The 18,191-nt window shown below is 68.2% G+C and carries 12 protein-coding genes; 4 read left to right on the top strand and 8 right to left on the bottom strand.

The features are described from left to right. Positions 1-783 precede the first annotated feature (783 nt). Positions 784-2,040: a flavohemoglobin expression-modulating QEGLA motif protein gene (locus tag IQ458_RS03675; RefSeq protein ID WP_203321945.1), complete on the top strand. Its 1,257-nt coding sequence runs from the start codon at positions 784-786 to the stop codon at positions 2,038-2,040. A 3-nt stretch (positions 2,041-2,043) separates the two neighbouring features. Here IQ458_RS03675 and IQ458_RS03670 read toward each other — a convergent pair whose 3' ends face one another. The 6 genes from IQ458_RS03670 to IQ458_RS03645 all read right to left on the bottom strand — a co-directional run bounded on the left by IQ458_RS03670 (position 2,044) and on the right by IQ458_RS03645 (position 8,670). Beyond that, positions 2,044-2,439 (bottom strand): RidA family protein, encoded by a 396-nt coding sequence (locus IQ458_RS03670; protein WP_203321944.1) that lies wholly within the window; start codon positions 2,437-2,439, stop codon positions 2,044-2,046. 31 nt (positions 2,440-2,470) lie between these two features. After that, positions 2,471-3,898 carry an N-acyl-D-amino-acid deacylase family protein gene (locus IQ458_RS03665; protein ID WP_203321943.1) on the bottom strand — a complete coding sequence of 476 codons (1,428 nt, stop codon included), beginning with the start codon at positions 3,896-3,898 and terminating at the stop codon, positions 2,471-2,473. Continuing rightward, positions 3,898-4,761, bottom strand: coding sequence for a MurR/RpiR family transcriptional regulator (locus IQ458_RS03660; RefSeq protein WP_183640567.1), 864 nt, complete (start codon positions 4,759-4,761; stop codon positions 3,898-3,900). The genes IQ458_RS03665 and IQ458_RS03660 overlap by 1 nt, the downstream gene beginning before the upstream one ends. Positions 4,762-4,780: 19 nt before the next feature. After that, positions 4,781-6,136 carry a GntT/GntP/DsdX family permease gene (locus tag IQ458_RS03655; protein ID WP_192199038.1) on the bottom strand — a complete coding sequence of 452 codons (1,356 nt, stop codon included), beginning with the start codon at positions 6,134-6,136 and terminating at the stop codon, positions 4,781-4,783. A gap of 18 nt (positions 6,137-6,154) precedes the next feature. After that, the gene (locus IQ458_RS03650; RefSeq protein WP_203321942.1) at positions 6,155-7,420 is read right to left on the bottom strand and encodes an amino acid deaminase; all 1,266 of its coding nucleotides are present in this window, start codon (positions 7,418-7,420) and stop codon (positions 6,155-6,157) included. Between the two features lie 128 nt (positions 7,421-7,548). Then, positions 7,549-8,670, bottom strand: a complete 1,122-nt coding sequence (locus IQ458_RS03645; protein ID WP_203321941.1) for an OprO/OprP family phosphate-selective porin — start codon at positions 8,668-8,670, stop codon at positions 7,549-7,551. A gap of 156 nt (positions 8,671-8,826) precedes the next feature. Between IQ458_RS03645 and IQ458_RS03640 the strand changes: the two genes are divergently transcribed. Continuing rightward, positions 8,827-9,498: a response regulator gene (locus tag IQ458_RS03640; protein WP_203321940.1), complete on the top strand. Its 672-nt coding sequence runs from the start codon at positions 8,827-8,829 to the stop codon at positions 9,496-9,498. A 12-nt stretch (positions 9,499-9,510) separates the two neighbouring features. Here IQ458_RS03640 and IQ458_RS03635 read toward each other — a convergent pair whose 3' ends face one another. Further along, positions 9,511-10,686 carry an OprO/OprP family phosphate-selective porin gene (locus tag IQ458_RS03635; protein WP_203321939.1) on the bottom strand — a complete coding sequence of 392 codons (1,176 nt, stop codon included), beginning with the start codon at positions 10,684-10,686 and terminating at the stop codon, positions 9,511-9,513. A gap of 119 nt (positions 10,687-10,805) precedes the next feature. Further along, positions 10,806-13,478 carry a hybrid sensor histidine kinase/response regulator gene (locus IQ458_RS03630; RefSeq protein ID WP_203321938.1) on the bottom strand — a complete coding sequence of 891 codons (2,673 nt, stop codon included), beginning with the start codon at positions 13,476-13,478 and terminating at the stop codon, positions 10,806-10,808. A gap of 265 nt (positions 13,479-13,743) precedes the next feature. On the opposite strand from IQ458_RS03630, the gene IQ458_RS03625 reads away from it, so the two are divergent. Beyond that, entirely contained in the window at positions 13,744-15,087 is a 1,344-nt protein-coding gene (locus IQ458_RS03625) for a dicarboxylate/amino acid:cation symporter (protein ID WP_203321937.1), read from the top strand. 113 nt (positions 15,088-15,200) lie between these two features. Next, positions 15,201-17,498: an NADP-dependent malic enzyme gene (locus IQ458_RS03620; RefSeq protein WP_183640587.1), complete on the top strand. Its 2,298-nt coding sequence runs from the start codon at positions 15,201-15,203 to the stop codon at positions 17,496-17,498. Positions 17,499-18,191 lie beyond the last annotated feature (693 nt).

Genomic DNA, 18,191 nt, shown 5'->3' with positions numbered 1-18,191 from the left:
GAGTCGCGAAGGCGACCCAGTTGGAGGTCCTCGGAGTTTCCGCCAAGAGCTCGCGACTCACGTCGCTCCTACAGGTTGCAGCCGGTATGCCGGACAGCTTGACCGCGAAGCGCCCACGCAGGGCGCCAGGATACGACCGACGCGCCATCTCCTCCCTTGTGGGAGCGACGTAAGCTTCGAAGGCGACGCAGTGGGAAGCCCTTGGAGTTTCCGCCAAGAGCTCGCGACTCACGTCGCTCCTACAGGTTGCAGCCGGTATGCCGGACAGCTTGACCGCGAAGCGCCCACGCAGGGCGCCAGGATACGACCGACGCGCCATCTCCTCCCTTGTGGGAGCGACGTAAGCTTCGAAGGCGACGCAGTGGGAAGTCCTCGGAGTTTCCGCCAAGAGCTCGCGACTCACGTCGCTCCTACAGGTTGCAGCCGGTATGCCGGACAGCTTGACCGCGAAGCGCCCACGCAGGGCGCCAGGATACGACCGACGCGCCATCTCCTCCCTTGTGGGAGCGACGTAAGCTTCGAAGGCGACGCAGTGGGAAGCCCTTGGAGTTTCCGCCAAGAGCTCGCGACTCACGTCGCTCCTACAGGTTGCAGCCGGTATGCCGGACAGCTTGACCGCGAAGCGCCCACGCAGGACGCCAGGATGCGACCGACGCGCCATCTCCTCCCTTGTGGGAGCGACGTGAGTCGCGACGGCGACCCGGTTGGAAGCCTTCTGGATTTCCGTCAAAAGCTCGCGACTCGCGTCGCTCCTACAGGGTGGGGCGGATACGAGGCATCGGCATGGACACGATGAACCTGTCTGCCGACATCGCCCATCATGCCGCGCTGGACGCGCGCCTGGTCAAGGCGGTGCGCGGCATCAAGCTGCTGAGCCTGGCGAGTTGGCCGGCCGCGTTGCAGGCGCCGTTCCTGGAAGGAATGGAGCGCGGCAATCCGCGATTGCCGAAAGTCGAATACCCCAAGCTGGATTTCAGCGAGGCCCGCCGCGAACTGGAAGCGATCGCGCATGCCGCCGATCCGGCGCATCCGCTGGGTCGCTATCTGCGCGAATCGGTGGAGAGCTGGTCGGTCGCCGCGCAGTTGCTGGAATGCCTGGGCACGCCCGCCGTGACCGCGCATTCGATCGCCCTGTTCGGCACGCCCGAAGCGCCCTTGCCCGGCAACGGACCGACCACCCGCGACGCCGCCCGCCACTTCATCGCCATCGCCCAGGACATGGATCGCGAGTTGCTGGCGCCGGAAGAACAGATCCCGGTGTCGGCGACCGCGTTGCAACTCCAGTTGCAGGGCGACCTGGATGATTTCTTCGATGCGCGCGTGATCACGGTGGAGCTGGATCCGGATTTGATCGCCAAGGCGGCGGCCGGCGCCACCCGCATCCGCCTGCGCCATGGCGCCGCCTTCAGCGACTACGATCGCCGGCAGCTCCTGCAACATGAGGCGCTGGTGCATTCGCTGACCGCGCTCAATGGCCGCGAGCAGCCCTTGTTCCCGAGCCTGGCATTGTCGTCGCCGCGCATCACCGAGACCCAGGAAGGGCTGGCGACCTTCGCCGAGCAGATCACCGGCAGCATCGACATCGAACGGATGAAACGGATCAGCCTGCGCATCGAGGCGATCGCGATGACCCTGGCGGGTGCGGATTTCATCGAGGTGTACCGCTACTTCTGCGAGGCGGGCCAGAATCCGGCCGAGAGCTTCGCCTCGGCGCAACGCGTGTTCCGCGGCGTGCCCACCAGTGGCGGCGCGGCGTTCACCAAGGATACGGTCTACCTGCGCGGCCTGATTGCCGTGCACACCTTCTTCCGCCATTCCCTGCAGCGGGACCGCCTGCAACTGTGCCGGCGCCTGTTCGCCGGCAAGATGACGCTGGGGGACGTGGCCCTGTTCGAGCCATTGTTCGACGGCGGCGTGCTGGCGCCGCCACGCTGGCTGCCGACCTGGGTCAGCCGCGCCAACGGCCTGGCCGGTACGCTGGCGTTCTCGCTGTTCGCCAACCGCATCCGCATGGACCAGTTGACCGAAGTGCCGGTGTGACGGTCAGCGCGCGGGGCGCTTGTAGGCCACGCAGTCGACCTCGACCTTGCAGTCCACCACCATCCGGTTCTCAACGCAGGCGCGCGCGGGCGGATGCTCGCCGAAGTAGTGCCGGAACACCTGGTTGAAGGCGGCGAAGTCGCGCGCGTCGTCCAGCCAGACGCCACAGCGGACCACGTGTTCGGGGCCATAGCCGGCCTCGGCCAGGATTGCCAGCACGTTGCCGATGGCCACGTACGATTGCTCGGTGACGGTGCCGCCGATCAGCTCGCCGTCGCGCATCGGCACCTGGCCGGACACGTACAGCCAACCGTCGGCCTCGACCGCGCGCGAGAACGGCATGTGCTGCCGGCCCTGGCCGATGCCGCCTTCGGCGCCATAGCGCTTGATGTCGCTCATGTGGATACCTCTCGGATTTCGGGCAGATTCTTCAGGCTGGTGCCAGGAAACGGCCGCTGCGCACCCGGGTGACCGCGCTGCCGTCGTAGGCCAGTTCGCCGTTCACCCACACCGCGTCGATGCCTTCGGCGGCGCGCATCGGATCGTGATAGTCGGCGGTATCGCGCACGCGTGCCGGATCGAACAGCACCAGGTCCGCGTGCCAGCCCTCGCGCAGCAGGCCGCGCCCGGGCAGGGCGAAGCGGCTGCCGGGCAGTCCGGTCATCTTGTGCACGGCTTCGTGCAGCGGGAACAGGCCCTCGTCGCGCGCGTAATGGCCGAGCACGCGCGGGAAGGTGCCCCACAGGCGCGGGTGCGGGCGCGGATCCCGCGGCAGGCCGTCGGATCCGATCATGGTCAGCGGATGGCGCAGGAACCGGCGCACGTCTTCCTCGTCCATGCAGAAGTACACCGCGCCGGCCGGTTGCAGGCGGTTGGCGGCTTCATGCAGCGACACCCGCCAGTCGGCGGCGATCGCCGCCAGCATCCGTCCGCCCTGATCCGGATGCGGTTCGGACCAGGTGATCAGGATGTCGTAGGCGTCGGTGACCTGTTTCAGGTCCAGGGTGGAAGCGCTGGCCGCGTACGGATAGCAGTCGCAGGCCACGTCATGCTCGCCGGCGGCGTCATCCAGCCACGCCAGCACTTCGCGGCTGCGGCCCCAGTTGTCGATGCCGGCGCATTTCAGGTGCGACACCCGCACCGGGGCGCCGCTGTGGTGGCCGACCGCGCGCGCTTCGTCCAGTGCGGGCAGGATGCCGGCGAACTCGTCGCGCAGATGGGTGGCGTAGAGGCGATCGGCGGGCAGGTCGCGGGTCAGTTCCAGCACCTCGCGCGCGGGCGCGGCGAACGCGGAGGCGTAGGCCAGCCCGGTGCTCAGGCCAAGCGCGCCCTCGGCGATCGCCGCGCGCAATTGCGACCGCATCGCCGCGATCTCCTCGTCGCTGGCGGCGCGATCCAGCCGATCCATGTGGTTCTGGCGCAGCGACGTGTGCCCGACCAGCGCGGCGACGTTCAGTGCCGGACGTGCGTCCTCCACCGCGCGCCGGTAGTCGGCGAAGCGCGGATAGCGGAACTCGCCCGGCTCGCCGAGCAGGTTCATCGGGTCGGGTACCGCGTCGGCGGTGTTCACCGGACTGGCGCTGATGCCGCAGTTGCCGACCACGATCGTGGTGACGCCCTGCGACAGCTTGCTGGTCATGGCGGGATCGCGGATGACTTCCAGATCGTCGTGGGTATGCACGTCGATGAAGCCTGGGCTGACCGCCCGCCCGCAGGCGTCGACGACGCTCGCCGCGTCGCCGTCCAGGCGGCCCATCGCGGCGATGCGGCCGGCGCTGACGCCGATGTCGCCGCGCGTGCCGGCGGCACCGCTGCCATCCAGCAGCAGGGCATCGCGGATCAACAGGTCGTAACGCATCAATCCCCCAGCGGCAGGCGATTCTCGCCGCCGCGGTAGTTGTCCAGCGCGAACTTGATCCGGCGCAGCCGCTCGCGGCTGTCGTCGGCGATATGCAGCGCCAGGGTGGTGGCCAGCACGTCCACCGCCAGCATCATCGCGTAGCGCGAGGCGGATGGCTTGAACACGAAGTCGGTTTCGTCGATGACGATCGGCAGCAGCCAGTCGGCGCGCTCGGCCAGCGCGGTGTCGGCGCGGGTGATCGCACCGACCTTCGCACCGTAGCCGCGCGCGATGTCCACCGCCGACAGGATTTCCGGGGTGATGCCGCTGACCGACAGCGCCACCACCATGTCCTCCGGGGTCAGGGTCGCGGCGACCACCTTCAGCGAGATCGCATCGCTGTAGGCGGCGATCGGGCGGCCGAAGCGGACCAGCCGGTTCTGCAGCTCCAGACCGAACACGGTCGAGCAGCCACCCATGCCGAACACGTAGATCATCCGCGCCGAGGCCAGCGCCTCGGCCAGCGACTGCACCACCTGTTCCTGCAATCCGCCGACGTTGCGGCGCAGGCAGCTCTCGATGTCGGCGCAGATCTGCGCGTACAGCGCCGAGCTGGGCGGGGTGTCCTGGTCGTCGAGGAAGCGCTTGCCGACCGCGCTGGCCTCGGCCAGGCGGGCGCGCAGTTCACGCACGTTGTCGCAGTCCAGCGCCTTGGCGAAGCGCGAGATCGCGGCCACGCTGACGCCCGCCTGTTCGGCCAGTTCGGCGATGCCGGACTGCGCGGCGCCGTCGATGTCGGCCAGGATGGTGTCGGCGATCCGCCGCTCGACCGGGCTCAGCTCGTGCAGGCGCTGCTTGAGGTGGTAGACGATGTCGTACATGGCGGTCTCCGGCCGGTCGTCAGTGCAGTGCGGCGATGCCCAGCACCAGCAGCAGTGCGGTCACCGAAATGAGGGTTTCCAGCACGGTCCAGGTCTTGAAGGTCTGGGCCACGCTCATGTTGAAGTATTCCTTGACCAGCCAGAAGCCGCCGTCGTTGACGTGCGACAGCACCAGCGAGCCTGCCCCGGTGGCCAGTACCAGCAGCTCCGGATGCGGGTAGCCGGCGGCCAGCGCGACCGGCGCGACGATGCCGGCGGCGGTACTCATCGCCACCGTGGCCGAACCTGTCGCCACCCGCATCAGCGCGGCCACGGTCCAGCCCATCAGCAGCGGCGAGAGCTGGAACTCGTGCGACAGGCGCGTGATCTCCTGGGCCACGCCGGTCTTGACCAGGATGCCGTTGAGACCGCCGCCGGCGCCGACCAGCAGGGTGATGGCGGCGGTGGGCGCCAGGCATTCCTGCGAGAACTTCAGGATCTGCTCGCGGTTGAAGCCGCGCATCAGGCCCAGGGTGACGAAGCTGAGCAGGGTCGCCAGCAGCAGCGCCACCACCGAATGGCCGATGAAACGCAGCACGTGGTTGGCGGCGCTGCCGGGTGCGGCCAGTTCGTCCGCCCAGCCGCCCAGCAGCATCAGGCCGACCGGCAGCAGCAGGGTCGCCAGGGTGATGCCGAAGCCGGGCAGTTCGGCGTCGGGGATCTCCCGTTGGCCCTGGTTGAGCAGCGCGGCTTCCATCGGGTTGTGTGCCGGCAGGGTGACATGGCGCGATACCAGCCGGGCGAAGATTGGTCCGGCCAGCGCGGCGGTCGGCAATCCGACCATCAACGCATAGAACAGCGTGCGCCCGACGTCGGCCTGGTATTCGTGCACCGCCAGCATCGCGGCCGGGTGCGGCGGCACCAGGCCGTGCACCACCGACAGGCCGGCGACCATCGGCAGGCCGACCAGCAGCAGCGGCACGCCGGTGCGGCGGGCGACGTTCAGCACGATCGGAATCAGCAGCACGAACCCGACCTCGAAGAAGATCGGCAGGCCGATGCAGAACGCGATCAGCATCATCGCCCAGTGCACGTGGCGGGTACCGAAGCGCCGGATCAGCGTGCGCGCGATGCGCTCGGCGCCGCCGGATTCGGCCATCAGCTTGCCCAGCATGGTGCCGAGGGCGACGATCAGCGCGATGTGGCCCAGGGTCTTGCCCACGCCCTGTTCGTAGGCCGGCACGATGTCCGGTGCCGGCATGCCGGCCAGCAACGCCAGCCCGAGCGAGACCACGGTGATCGAAATGAAGGGGTTGAGGCGGTAGCGCGCGATCAACACCACCAGGGCGACGATCGACAGCGTGGCGTACAGCAGCAACAGGTTTCCTGGCGTCATGCGTGCTGTTCCCGCCGATCAGAAGAAGGTTTCGACGGCGCCGACGACGCGATGCGCGTCGTCCACCACCAGCAGGTGGCGCCATTTGTCGAAGGTCAGGCAGGGATGGGAGATATCGAAGCACAGCAGATCGCCGACCTTGAGGTCGTCGTCGGCATTGAGCTGCAGGAACGCGTGCTGATCCATCATCGCGCCGATACGCCAGTGGGAAGGCGCGTCGGCGGGCGTGGCATGGCCGGGGCGATGATGCAGCACCGGTTGCGGGAAGCCGGCATCGAACGCAGCGTCGCGCTTGCCCAGGCCGATGATCGCGCGGTCCGGTTCCGGACGCGACTGCACGCAGGCCCACAGTCGCAGTGCCGGCAACAGGCCGCGCCCCATGCGCTGCGCGACCGGATTGGAGGCGTGGATGCGGCTGGCGGCGTCGCGATAGATGCCCACGTCGTGGGTCAGGTAGCAGCCCGGACGCAACACCACTTGCGCCTGCGGATCCGACACAAGCGCCGCGAATTCTTCCGCGACCACGTCGAACCAGGCCGAACCGGCGCCGGAAAGCAGCGCGGGCGACTCGCCGAATCCGCCGGCGGCGCGGATTGCCTGCCATTGCGCCAGCGTACGCCGCAGCAGCGCGCGCACGCCGGCCTCGTCCTTGACCACGCCCTCGTAGACTTCCACGCCGACCAGCGCCACCGCGTCCGGCCAGCGCGCGATCTCGTCCAGCAGCGCGCGCGCCTGCGCCTCGTCGCGCACGCCGGTGCGTCCGCCTTCCGCGCCGACTTCCAGCAATACCCGGATGCGTTGTCCGCGTGCGCCGAAATGACGACCCAGCGCGGCGACGTTATCGGCCGAATCCACCACGCAGGCGAACCAGAAGTCCGGATCGCTTGCCTGGAGATCGGCGATCACATCGAAGTTGCCCCTGCCGACGAGCTGGTTGGCGAGCAGGACCCGCCGCACGCCGTGCGCGTGGGCCGCCGCGGTCTGCGGCGCGGTCGCCAGGGTGATGCCCCACGCGCCGGCATCCAGCTGCATCCGGAACAGCGCCGGACTCATCGTGGTCTTGCCGTGCGGTACGAGCCGGCAGCCATAGGCCTCGGTGAACTCGCGCATCCAGGCCAGGTTGTGGCGCAGGGCGGATTCGCTCAGTACCGCCACCGGCAGGCTGACCTGTTCCTCCAGGATCGACAGGGGCCGCGCCGCCAGCCCGGAAGGCGTCCAGGCATCACCGGCCGGCAGGCCTTTTCCGGCCAGCGGCGCGTCGGAATGAAAGTAATTTTCTCGCACGAACCGCCTCCCCTGTGCACGGCCACGTGACATCGTGGCCGTCTATTGTGTAGCACAGGAAGGGTTGGATGAAAATTATTTTCTCGCGGTTCCGTGACCCGGAACCGGGCGCAGGGCCGGCGGGCGCGTCAGAAATCGAACTGGACGCGTCCGGCCAGCACGCCGGTGCGATCCAATGTTCTTCCGCTCACTTCATCACGGCGCCGGCTGTCGGTCCAGTCCAGCATCACCCGGAAGTGCTTCGGCGCATACCAGTTCACGCCCACCGTCCATGCGTCCGCCGACAGGTCGCGGCGGTTGAGCGGCCATTGCCTGCCCTCGATGTGGTCGTAGCGCGCCACCAGTTCCCAGGCGCCGCCGCGTCGCTGCGGCTTGAGCTGGACGAACCGTCCCGCCTTGGCATCGTAGGGGCGGGACTCGCCGGTGAGCAGCCAACTGGCTTGCAGATAACCGGCCTCGACCCGCCCGCGCTGCCGGCCATCGTCGTAGCGGGCGCCGCCGTATTCGGCCTGCCAGGACCAGGCGCCGTGCACGCCCGCCGCTTCCAGGCCGTACTTGTCCACCGAGACGTCGCGGCCGCTGCGGAAATCCATCAGCGACAGCCGGCTGTTGTCGCCGAAGTAGCCCGCCACGCGCGGCTGCACGCGCAGCGCGGGCGCGCCATCGGCGCCGGGATGATCGTAGCGCTCGTGTGCCAGCGCGGCGCCGAAATGCAGCACCCGACCGGCCTCGCGCCACGGCGCGTAGCCGGCACGCGCGCCCGCCGCGCGTCCCTTGGCTTGCCAGACGTCGATGCTCTCCAGGCTGTAGACGCTGCCGCTCCAGAACACGCCGTCGCGATGGCCGTTGACGCCCAGGCCCAACCGGTAGGACGGCGCCAGGGTCTGCGCCAGCCAGCTGCGTTCGACCGCCAGGATGTGGTTGGAACTGCCGCGGTCATCCAGCGTGTAGAACTGCTTGAACTGGCCGAGGGTCACGGTGGTGTTGCCGAAGCTGCGGGCCAGATAGGCGTCGCGCGCGACCGGCCGGTGGCCGGCGAAATCCGCTTCCAGCTTGTAGTCGACCACGTAGAACCGGCCGGAAATCGCCAGCCATGCCGCACGCAGATCGTCACCGTCGCGCTCGGCGGTGCCGCGTGCGTCGTTGTCGAAGCGCGCGAAGTCGTAATGCAACCGGCCGGTCGGCTTGAGGGTCAGTGCGTCCTCGGCTTGGGCGGCGGGCACGGTCGCCAGCATGAGCGGGGCCAGCATGAACGGAACCGCCAGCGGCACGCGTCGATTGGAAAATGGCATCCGCTCTCCCTCGGAACCGGTTTGGAAGGGGGCGAAGATAACAGCCCGACCACCGGCTCCAATAACGCATTGGTACTAGGGCACCGGCGCGCGGCGCGTGCCACACTGGCGGCTATGAGCCTGGCCCGGGTCCTTGTCGCCGATGATCATCCGCTGTTCCGCGCAGCGGTGCTGCATGCGCTGCGCGAGGAAATCGAAGTCGGCCAGACCCTGGAAGTGGCCAGCGTCTCGGCGCTGACCGAGGCGCTGGCCGTGCATCCGGACGTGGATCTGGTGCTGCTGGATCTGACCATGCCGGGCGCGCGCGGATTCTCGTCGCTGGTCTGGCTGCGCGGCGAGCGTCCGGATATTCCGGTCATCGTGATTTCCTCCAACGATCACCCGCGCGTGATTCGTCGCGCGCAGCAGTTCGGAGCCGCCGGTTTCATTCCCAAGTCCGCGCCGGCCGAGGCGATCCGCACCGCCGTCACCGCGGTGATGGGCGGCGATACCTGCTTCCCGCCACTGGCCGCTGAACGTTCCGAACGCGACGCCCAACTGGCCGCGCGCCTGGCACGCCTGACCCCGCAGCAGTTCCGGGTCCTGCTGTGCGTGGCCGATGGCCTGCTCAACAAGCAGATTGCCTACGAGCTTGGCCTGGCCGAGAACACGGTGAAGGTGCACGTCACCGCGATCCTGAAGAAACTCGAGTGCAACAGCCGCACGCAGGCGGCATTGCTGGTGAAGGCGCTGGAGCCGGAAGGCGATCCGGATCCGGCACCGGACACTTCCGGCGGCACATCCTAGCGCCCGGCGAAATCAGAAATCCCATTGCACGCGGCCGGCCAGGGTGCCGGTATGGTCCAGCAGCTGATCCCGCGTGCGGTCCTGGCGGCGGCTGTCGATCCAGTCCAGCATCACCCGCACGTTGCGCCGCGGATACCAGTTGACGCCGACCGTCCAGGCGTCGGCCGCCAGCCGCTGCCGCCGGCCTTCGCCGTTGCCGCTGGCGGTGATGCGGTCGTAGCGCGCCATCAGTTCCCATGCGCCACCCGAGCCCTGCGGTTGCACCTGGCCGAAATGGCCGCCGCCGACGTCGTAGGGCCGGCGCTCGCCGGTGAGCATCCAGGTCGCCATCACGTAATGGGCGGCGATGCGATCACGCCGCAGATCGTCGTGGTAGCGGCCGCGTGCATATTCGGTCTGCCAGGACCATGCGCCATGCACGCCGGCCGCTTCCAGCCCGCGCTTGTCCACCCGCACGTCGCGTCCGTCGCGGTAGTCGGCCAGGACCAGCGCCGGCCGGCGGGAGAAATGGCCCGCGGTCCTGAGTGGCACCCGCAGCGGCGCGGAACCGCCGATGCCGGGATGATCGTGGTGCTCGCGCATCACCGAGCCGGCCAGGTGCAGCAGGTCGCCGTCATCGCGTGGAAACACCCGGCCCGCGCGTCCGCTGAAGCCACGGCCCTTGATTTCCGGAACGTCGAAGCGGCCCAGCCTGCCGGCGCCGACGCCCCAGAACCAGCCGGCGTGATGCCCTTCCCAGCCGATACCGACGCGGTGCGGCGAAGCCAGCGTCTGGGTCAGGTAACTGGATTCCACCGCGGGCCGATGGTTGAAGCTGACCCGCTCGTCGAGCGCGAAGTATTGGCCCATCTGGCCCACGCTGATCACGCCGCGGGCGGGCGAACCGAGCTCGCGGCTGAGCCACACATTGCGCAGGGCCCAGTGCGTGGGCGCGACATCCACCTCGGCGCGATAGCCGAACCCCTGCCACTTTCCGGTCACGCCGAGCCAGGCCAGGCGCAGGCCATCCCGGCCGCGCGAGGAAACACCGCGATCGTCGTTGTCGAAGCGCGCGAAGTCGTAGTAAATGCGGCCGGTGGGCCGGATCGCCTCATCGGAGGCGCATGCCCCAGGGACGACCAGCAGGATGGCCGACAGCGCGAACAGCGGAACGGATGCCCGCGGGCATCCCGGGATGAAGTGATGCATCGAAAGCCCTCGCAGGAAACATGCGGAGGCATGTCAGCGCATCGGCGGGGCGGGAATCGCGCATTGACCTGCAATGAAAGCAAGCCGGGGATGACGGGAAACCGATCGAGCAAAGGATGTCAACGCGAGCGCTGGTAGAGATGGGTCATCAGCGAACGCAGCGCGGACGTGCGCGCCTGCTTGGACAGGAAGCCCCAATTCCGTTCCCGCGCCAGCGCCCGCAGTGCTTCGTCCTGCTCGGCGGTGAACAGCAGCACGGCCGGCTCGCGTTGCCAGCGACGCGCCAGTTGCCCGAACAATTCCGGGCCGGTGACGTCGTCGCCCAGCCGCACGTCCAGCAACAGCAGATCCGGCACGCCGTCGGCGCGTGCCGCCGCCAGGGCCTGCTCCACGCCGCCGGCCAGTTCCACCCGGCATCCCCAGCGTTCCAGCAGCAGGCGGGTCGCGCGAATCACCCGTGCGTCGTCGTCGATGCACCAGACCCGGCAACCGGCCAGCAGCGAATCGGTGGCTGCTTCTTCGATCGCCGCCGATGCGTCTTCCGCGCCGGGCCCGTCTTCCGTGCCCGGTGTGGCGGCCGATACGCCGCGCGGCACGCGGATCGAGAACACGCTGCCGTGTCCCGGTCGCGAACGCAGGCCGACGCGATGGCCGAGCAGGCGCGCGATCCGATCCACGATCGCCAGGCCAAGGCCGGCGCCGCGCTCCTCGCCATCACCATCCAGGCGGCGGAACTCCTCGAAGATCTCCCGCTGCCGCGCCTCCGGAATGCCGGGACCGGTGTCGTGGACCTCGATGCGCACCTGATCGCCCTGGCGACGGCAGCCCAGCACGATCCGCCCGCGCGGCGTGTAGCGGATGGCATTAGACAGGAAGTTCTGCAGGATCCTGCGCAGCAGCGCCTCGTCGCTGCGCACCACCGCCGAAGTGGCGACCCGCTCCAGGCGCAAGCCGCGTGCCGCGGCGAGGATGCCGAATTCGCGCGCCAGCGTCGCCAGCAGTGGATCCAGGGCGAAGTCTCGCACGTGCGTTTCCAGCGCGCCGGATTCCAGTCGCGAGATGTCCAGCAGGCTGTTGAGGATGCCGTCCTGCGCGGCCAGCGCGTTGTCGATGTTCTCGGCGATGTCCCGCGCGCCGGCATCCGGCAGGCGCCCGCGCAGCGCCGACAGGAACATGCGCGCGGCATTCAGCGGCTGCAACAGGTCGTGCACCGCCGCGGCGACGAAGCGGGTCTTGGAGCGGTTGGCGTCCTCGGCCTCGCGCTTGGCCTCGGCCAGGTCGCGGGTGCGCTCGTCGATGCGGCGGCTGAGCGTATCGGCCAGCGAGCGCAGGTCGCGGGCGGCGTTCTTGTAGGCGGTGATGTCGGCGTAGCTGGTGACGAAACCGCCATCGGGAAGCGGATTGCCGCGGATCTCGATGACGCTGCCATCACCGCGCTCGCGTTCGTGCATGTGCGGCTTGCCCGAGCGCAGGTGGTTGAGCCTGCGCTCGATGGCTTCGTCGATGGGGCCGGGGCCGAGCAGGCCGCGATTGGCGTTGTAGCGGAACACGTCGGCGATCGGACGGCCGACCTGGATGAAGCCCGGCGGAAACCGGAACAGCTCGATGTAGCGCCGGTTCCAGGCCACCAGGTTGAGCTGGGCGTCGACCACGCAGACGCCTTGAGGCAGATGCTGCAGGCTGGGGCTTTCGCCATAGTCGGCGGCGTGCGCGGCCTGCACCAGCCCATCCTGGGCGCTGCGCAGTTCCTGCGCGTGGTGCTCGACCAGGCGTTCCAGCTCCACCCGGCTGCGCTCGCGCAGTTGCGCCAGCCGGCGCCGCTGCCACAGCACGAAGCCCAGCAGCGCCAGCACCAGCAGGCCGGCCGCCACCGCCGCGGCCATCGTGCGCGCGGCGGCGACGCTGTCGTGGGTGGAGCGCAGCAGGTTCAGTGTCCAGCCCTGCCGTGGCAGTGGCTGCGACACCCAGATCACGTCGCCCGCGTCGGGCAGGCGCACGCGATGCACCTGCTGGCCGAGATCCGCCGTGATCCGGTACTCCAGCGGCAGGCGCGGAATCTGCCCGTACTGGCGCGTGCGGGCGAGCCGTTCCCGGGCGGCCGGGGTCAGGGCGTGCAGTACGCGGTAGCGCCAGCCGGTGCGGCTGGAAAGGAAGATCACGCCATTGGCGTCGGTGACGAACACGATCTCGGGGGCTTCGGCCCAGGTTCGTTCCAGCGGCCGCAGCACCACCTTCACCACCACCACGCCGATCGGTCGTCCGGCTACGTCGCGCACCGCTTCGGACAGGAAGTAGCCGGGCACGGCGGTGGTGACGCCCTCGGCATAGAACGTGCCGCTGCCTTCGCGCATGGCCTGCTGGAAGTAGGGGCGGAAGTGGTAGCGGTTGCCGACGTTGCTGGCGTCGGCCATGCGCCAGTTGCTGGCCGCCAGCGCCAGCCCATCCCGATCCAGCAGGGTGAGGGTGGACGTAGCCGCGGCGCCGTTGACGCGCTCTAGCTTGCGGCTGAGTCGCTCCGAATCGGCCGCATCGACGTTGCCGTGCGCCAGTGCCGCGCGGATGTCCGGATCCAGCGCCAGCACCGCCGGCAGCACCCGGTGGCGTTCGATCAGCGATTGCAGCGCGTCGCCGTGCAGGCGCAACTGCTCGCGCGCCTGCGCCGCATCGCCGAGCAGGCTGCGGCGCTCCAGCTGGCGCATCGCGACCAGGCTCAGCGTGGTGATGGCGATCGCCACGACGGCCAGCAGCAGGAACAGGCCGGTGCGACGGCGGGGCGTGCGAAGGAAAGGCATGGCGGGATGGTCACGCAGACCGGTCCGATGCACCAGACCCTGTTCAACCTTTCCCCGACCCTGCGGCGCCCGCCCAATCGCCTGCGCGCGGGACGGAAAATCCCGGCGAATCCGCGTGCCGGTGGCGGCTGGCGCCACGATTGCATGGCCGGCGGCGCGGCGACGCCTAATACCATTGGATTAGCTAGTACCAATGCGTTATCGGCACCGCGCGTTCGCGGATGTACAACAGCCACCGAAGCGAAAACCTTCGTCGAGGTGTCCCATGCACGTTTCCACCGAATCCGCTCCGGCCGGCGCCGGCCCCCGCCTGCCGCTCCACCGCCAGTTGTATGTGCAGGTGCTGGTGGCGATCGCGCTGGGCGCGCTGTTGGGTCACTTCGAGCCGGCCTTCGCCGAACAGCTCAAGCCGTTGGGCGATGCCTTCATCAAGCTGGTGAAGATGATCATCGCGCCGGTGATCTTCCTGACCATCGTCACCGGCGTGGCCGGCATGACCCACCTGAGCAAGGTGGGACGCGTGTTCGGCAAGGCGATGGTCTATTTCCTGTTCTTTTCCACCCTGGCGCTGGTGGTGGGCATGGTGGTCGCGCACGTGGTCCAGCCCGGCGCGGGCATGAACATCGACCCGGCCCAGCTCGACGCCAAGGCGGTGCACGACTACGCCGAAAAGGCGCACGAGCTGACCCTGACCGGATTCCTGCTCGACATCATTCCCGGAACGCTGGTCGGCGCGTTCGTCTCCGGCAACATCCTGCAGGTGCTGCTGATCGCGGCGCTGTTCGGCATCGCGCTGGCGATGACCGGCGAGCGCGGCCGTCCGGTGCTGGACCTGCTGGAAGCCTTGACCGTGCCGGTGTTCAAGCTGGTGCACCTGCTGATGAAGGCCGCGCCGATCGGCGCGTTCGGCGCCATCGCCTTCACCATAGGCAAGTACGGCATCGAATCGCTGACGAACCTGGCCTGGCTGGTCGGCACCTTCTACGTCAGCTCGCTGCTGTTCGTGCTGGTGGTGCTGGGCACGGTGGCGCGCCTGTGCGGCTTCTCGGTGCTGCGGCTGGCGCGCTACCTGAAGGCCGAACTGCTGCTGGTGCTGGGCACGTCCTCGTCCGAATCGGCACTGCCTTCGCTGATGGAGAAGATGGAGAAGGCGGGCTGCGAAAAATCGGTGGTCGGCCTGGTGGTGCCCACCGGCTATTCGTTCAACCTGGACGGCACCAACATCTACATGACCCTGGCCGCGCTGTTCATCGCCCAGGCCACCAACACCGATCTGACCCTGGGCCAGCAGATCACGCTGCTGCTGGTGGCCATGCTCAGCTCCAAGGGCGCGGCGGGCGTGACCGGCGCCGGCTTCATCACCCTGGCGGCGACGCTGTCGGTGGTGCCGACCGTGCCGGTGGCCGGCATGGCGCTGATCCTGGGCGTGGATCGGTTCATGAGCGAGTGCCGCTCGCTGACCAACTTCATCGGAAATGCCGTTGCGACCGTGGTGGTTTCGCGCTGGGAAGGCGCGCTGGACCGGCAGAAGCTCGATCGGGCGCTGAGCGGCGGCGCGACGGGCGAGGACGTCCTGCTGGAATCCCCGTTGCCCGCCCACGCGGACTGAGACCACTCACCCTTGCCGTTTCCCATCCGATCCATGGCACCGGAAAGCCGGCAGACCCCGGCCGCAGGGGGTAGAATCGGGCCTCTTTCGTGCTATTGCCCAGACCGCCCGTAATGTCCAACGACGATTTCAAGCAGGCCGCCCTCGAATACCACCGCCTTTCGCCCCCCGGCAAGATCAAGGTCTCGCCGACCAAGCCGATGCTGACCCAGCGCGATCTGGCGCTGGCGTATTCGCCGGGCGTGGCCTATGCCTGCGAGGCCATCGTCGAGGATCCCAACGCCGCCAGCGAGATGACCGCGCGCGGCAACCTGGTCGCGGTGGTTTCCAACGGCACCGCGGTGCTGGGCCTGGGCAACATCGGCGCACTGGCCGGCAAGCCGGTGATGGAAGGCAAGGGCGTGCTGTTCCAGAAGTTCGCCGGCATCGACGTGTTCGACATCGAAATCGACGAGACCGATCCGGACAAGCTGGTGGACATCATCGCCAGCCTGGAGCCGACCTTCGGCGGCATAAACCTGGAGGACATCAAGGCGCCGGAATGCTTCATCGTCGAGCGCAAGCTGCGCGAGCGGATGAAGATTCCGGTCTTCCACGACGACCAGCACGGCACCGCGATCATCGTCGGCGCGGCGGTGGTCAACGCGCTGGAAGTGGTCGGCAAGAAGATCGAGGACGTCAAGCTGGCCACCAGCGGCGCCGGCGCGGCCGGCATCGCTTGCCTGGACATGCTGGTGGCGCTGGGCCTGAAGCCGGAGAACATCCTCGCCGTGGATCGCGACGGCGTGCTCTACACCGGCCGCCCGCACCTGGACCCGGACAAGGCGCGCTACGCCCGCGACACCGACAAGCGCACCCTGGCCGAAATCGTCGATGGCGCCGACCTCTTCCTGGGCCTGTCCGCTGCCAACGTGCTGAAGCCGGAAATGGTCGCGACCATGGCCGACAAGCCGATCATCCTGGCGCTGGCCAACCCCAATCCGGAAATCCTGCCGGAGCTGGCCCGGCAGGTCCGCCCGGACTGCATCATCGCCACCGGCCGCTCTGACTATCCGAACCAGGTCAACAACGCGGTCTGCTTCCCTTACATCTTCCGCGGCGCGCTGGACGTGGGCGCCACCGGCATCAACGAGGCGATGAAGCTGGCGTGCGTGCACGCGATCGCCGATCTGGCCCGGCGCGAAGCCTCGGACCTGGGCACCGCCTACGGCGACGACATTCCGTGCTTCGGTCCCGAATACCTGATCCCGCGTCCGTTCGATCCGCGCCTGCTGGTGGAACTGGCGCCGGCGGTGGCCAAGGCGGCGATGGATTCGGGCGTGGCGCTGCGGCCGATGGCCGACCTGCAGGCCTACCGCGAGAAGCTGGGCCAGTTCGTCTACCGCACCAGCCTGATGATGAAGCCGGTCTACGACCGCGCACGCGCAGACCGCAAGCGCGTGGCCTACGCCGAGGGCGAGGAGGAGACGGTGCTGCGCGCGGTGCAGACGGTCATCGACGAAGGCCTGGCCTTCCCGATCCTGATCGGCCGCCCGGACGTCATCGACGCGCGCATCGAACGCCTGGGCCTGCGCATGCGCGCCGGCGTGGATTTCGAGTTGACCAACATCAACGACGATCCGCGCTTCAACGACTACTGGCAGTACTACCACGCGCTGACCGCGCGTCGCGGCGTCACCCCGGCCGCGGCCAAGAACCTGATGCGTTCGCGCCCGACCCTGATCGCCGCGGTGATGGTCGCGCGCGGCGAGGCCGACGCGATGGTCAGCGGCATCGTCGGCCGCTTCCACAAGAAGCTGGGCTACGTGCGCAGCGTGATTCCGCTGGACCCGGGCGTGCAGTCGACCTCGGCGATGACCGGCGTCATCAACAACCAGGGTGCGTACTTCTTCCTGGATACCCACGTGCAGGAAGATCCGACCGCCGAGCAGATCGCCGAGGCGACCCTGCAGGCGGCCTACCGCTTGAAGCTGTTCGGCATCGAACCGCGCATCGCGCTGTTGTCGCACTCCAACTTCGGCAGCCATGAAACCCGCGGTTCGACCAAGATGCGGCAGGTGCGCGAGCTGCTGCTCAAGCGCAAGCCCGACCTCAACGTCGACGGCGAAATGCAGGGCGACACCGCCTGGGACGAGGCGCTGCGCCAGCGCATCATGCCGGGCAGCACCCTGAGCGGGCGCGCCAACCTGTTCGTGCTGCCCAACCTGGACGCGGCCAACATCACCTACAACATGGTGCGCGTGGTCACCGATGGCGTCGCCATCGGCCCGATCCTGATGGGCATCTCCAAGCCGGTCCATATCCTGACCACCAGCGCCACGCCGCGCCGGGTGGTCAACATGACCGCCATCGCCGCGGTGGACGCGCAGATCCGCGCGCAACTGGAAGCGGAAAAGGCCAGCCTGGGTTGAGATGGCGCATGGCCATCCCGTGAGGCGGGATGGCCGGTGTGCGGGAATGCTTCGCCGTTGCTGCCACTGGCCCGGTGCAAAGAGGTTATGTCAGCGCTGCTTGTGCCTCCCCCTTTGAAAAAGGGGAATGAGGGGGATTCGCTTTTGGCGCTGAAAGCAAATCCCCCGTCGCCTGCTCCGCAGGCGCCCGCCCCCTTTTTCAAAGGGGGCTATTCTCAGCCGCAAGATTGCCTGGACCCCCGCTTCTGCCTCCCCCTTTGAAAAAGGGGGATTGAGGGGGATTTGCTTTCGGCGCCAAAAGCAAATCCCCCGTCACCTGCTCCGCAGGCGCCCGCCCCCTTTTTCAAAGGGGGCTATTCTCAGCCGCAAGATTGCCTGGAAACCCGCTTTTACCTCCCCCTTTGCAAAAGGGGGATTGAGGGGGATTTGCTTTCGGCGCCAAAAGCAAATCCCCCGTCACCTGCTCCGCAGGCGCCCGCCCCCTTTTAAAAAGGGGGCTATCCCAGCCGCAAGATTGCCTGGAAACCCGCTTTTTACCTCCCCCTTTGCAAAAGGGGGATTGAGGGGGATTTGCTTTGGCGCCAAAAGCAAATCCCCCGTCACCTGCTTCGCAGGTGCCCGCCCCCTTTTAAAAGGGGGCTATCCCAGCTGTAAGATTGCCTGGAAACCCGCTTTCACTTCCCCCTTTGAAAA

The organism is Pseudoxanthomonas beigongshangi, from assembly GCF_016820515.1.
Taxonomy (GTDB): domain Bacteria; phylum Pseudomonadota; class Gammaproteobacteria; order Xanthomonadales; family Xanthomonadaceae; genus Pseudoxanthomonas_A; species Pseudoxanthomonas_A beigongshangi.
Note: the sequence above shows the minus strand (reverse complement) of the source record. Positions and strands in the feature narration are given on the sequence as shown.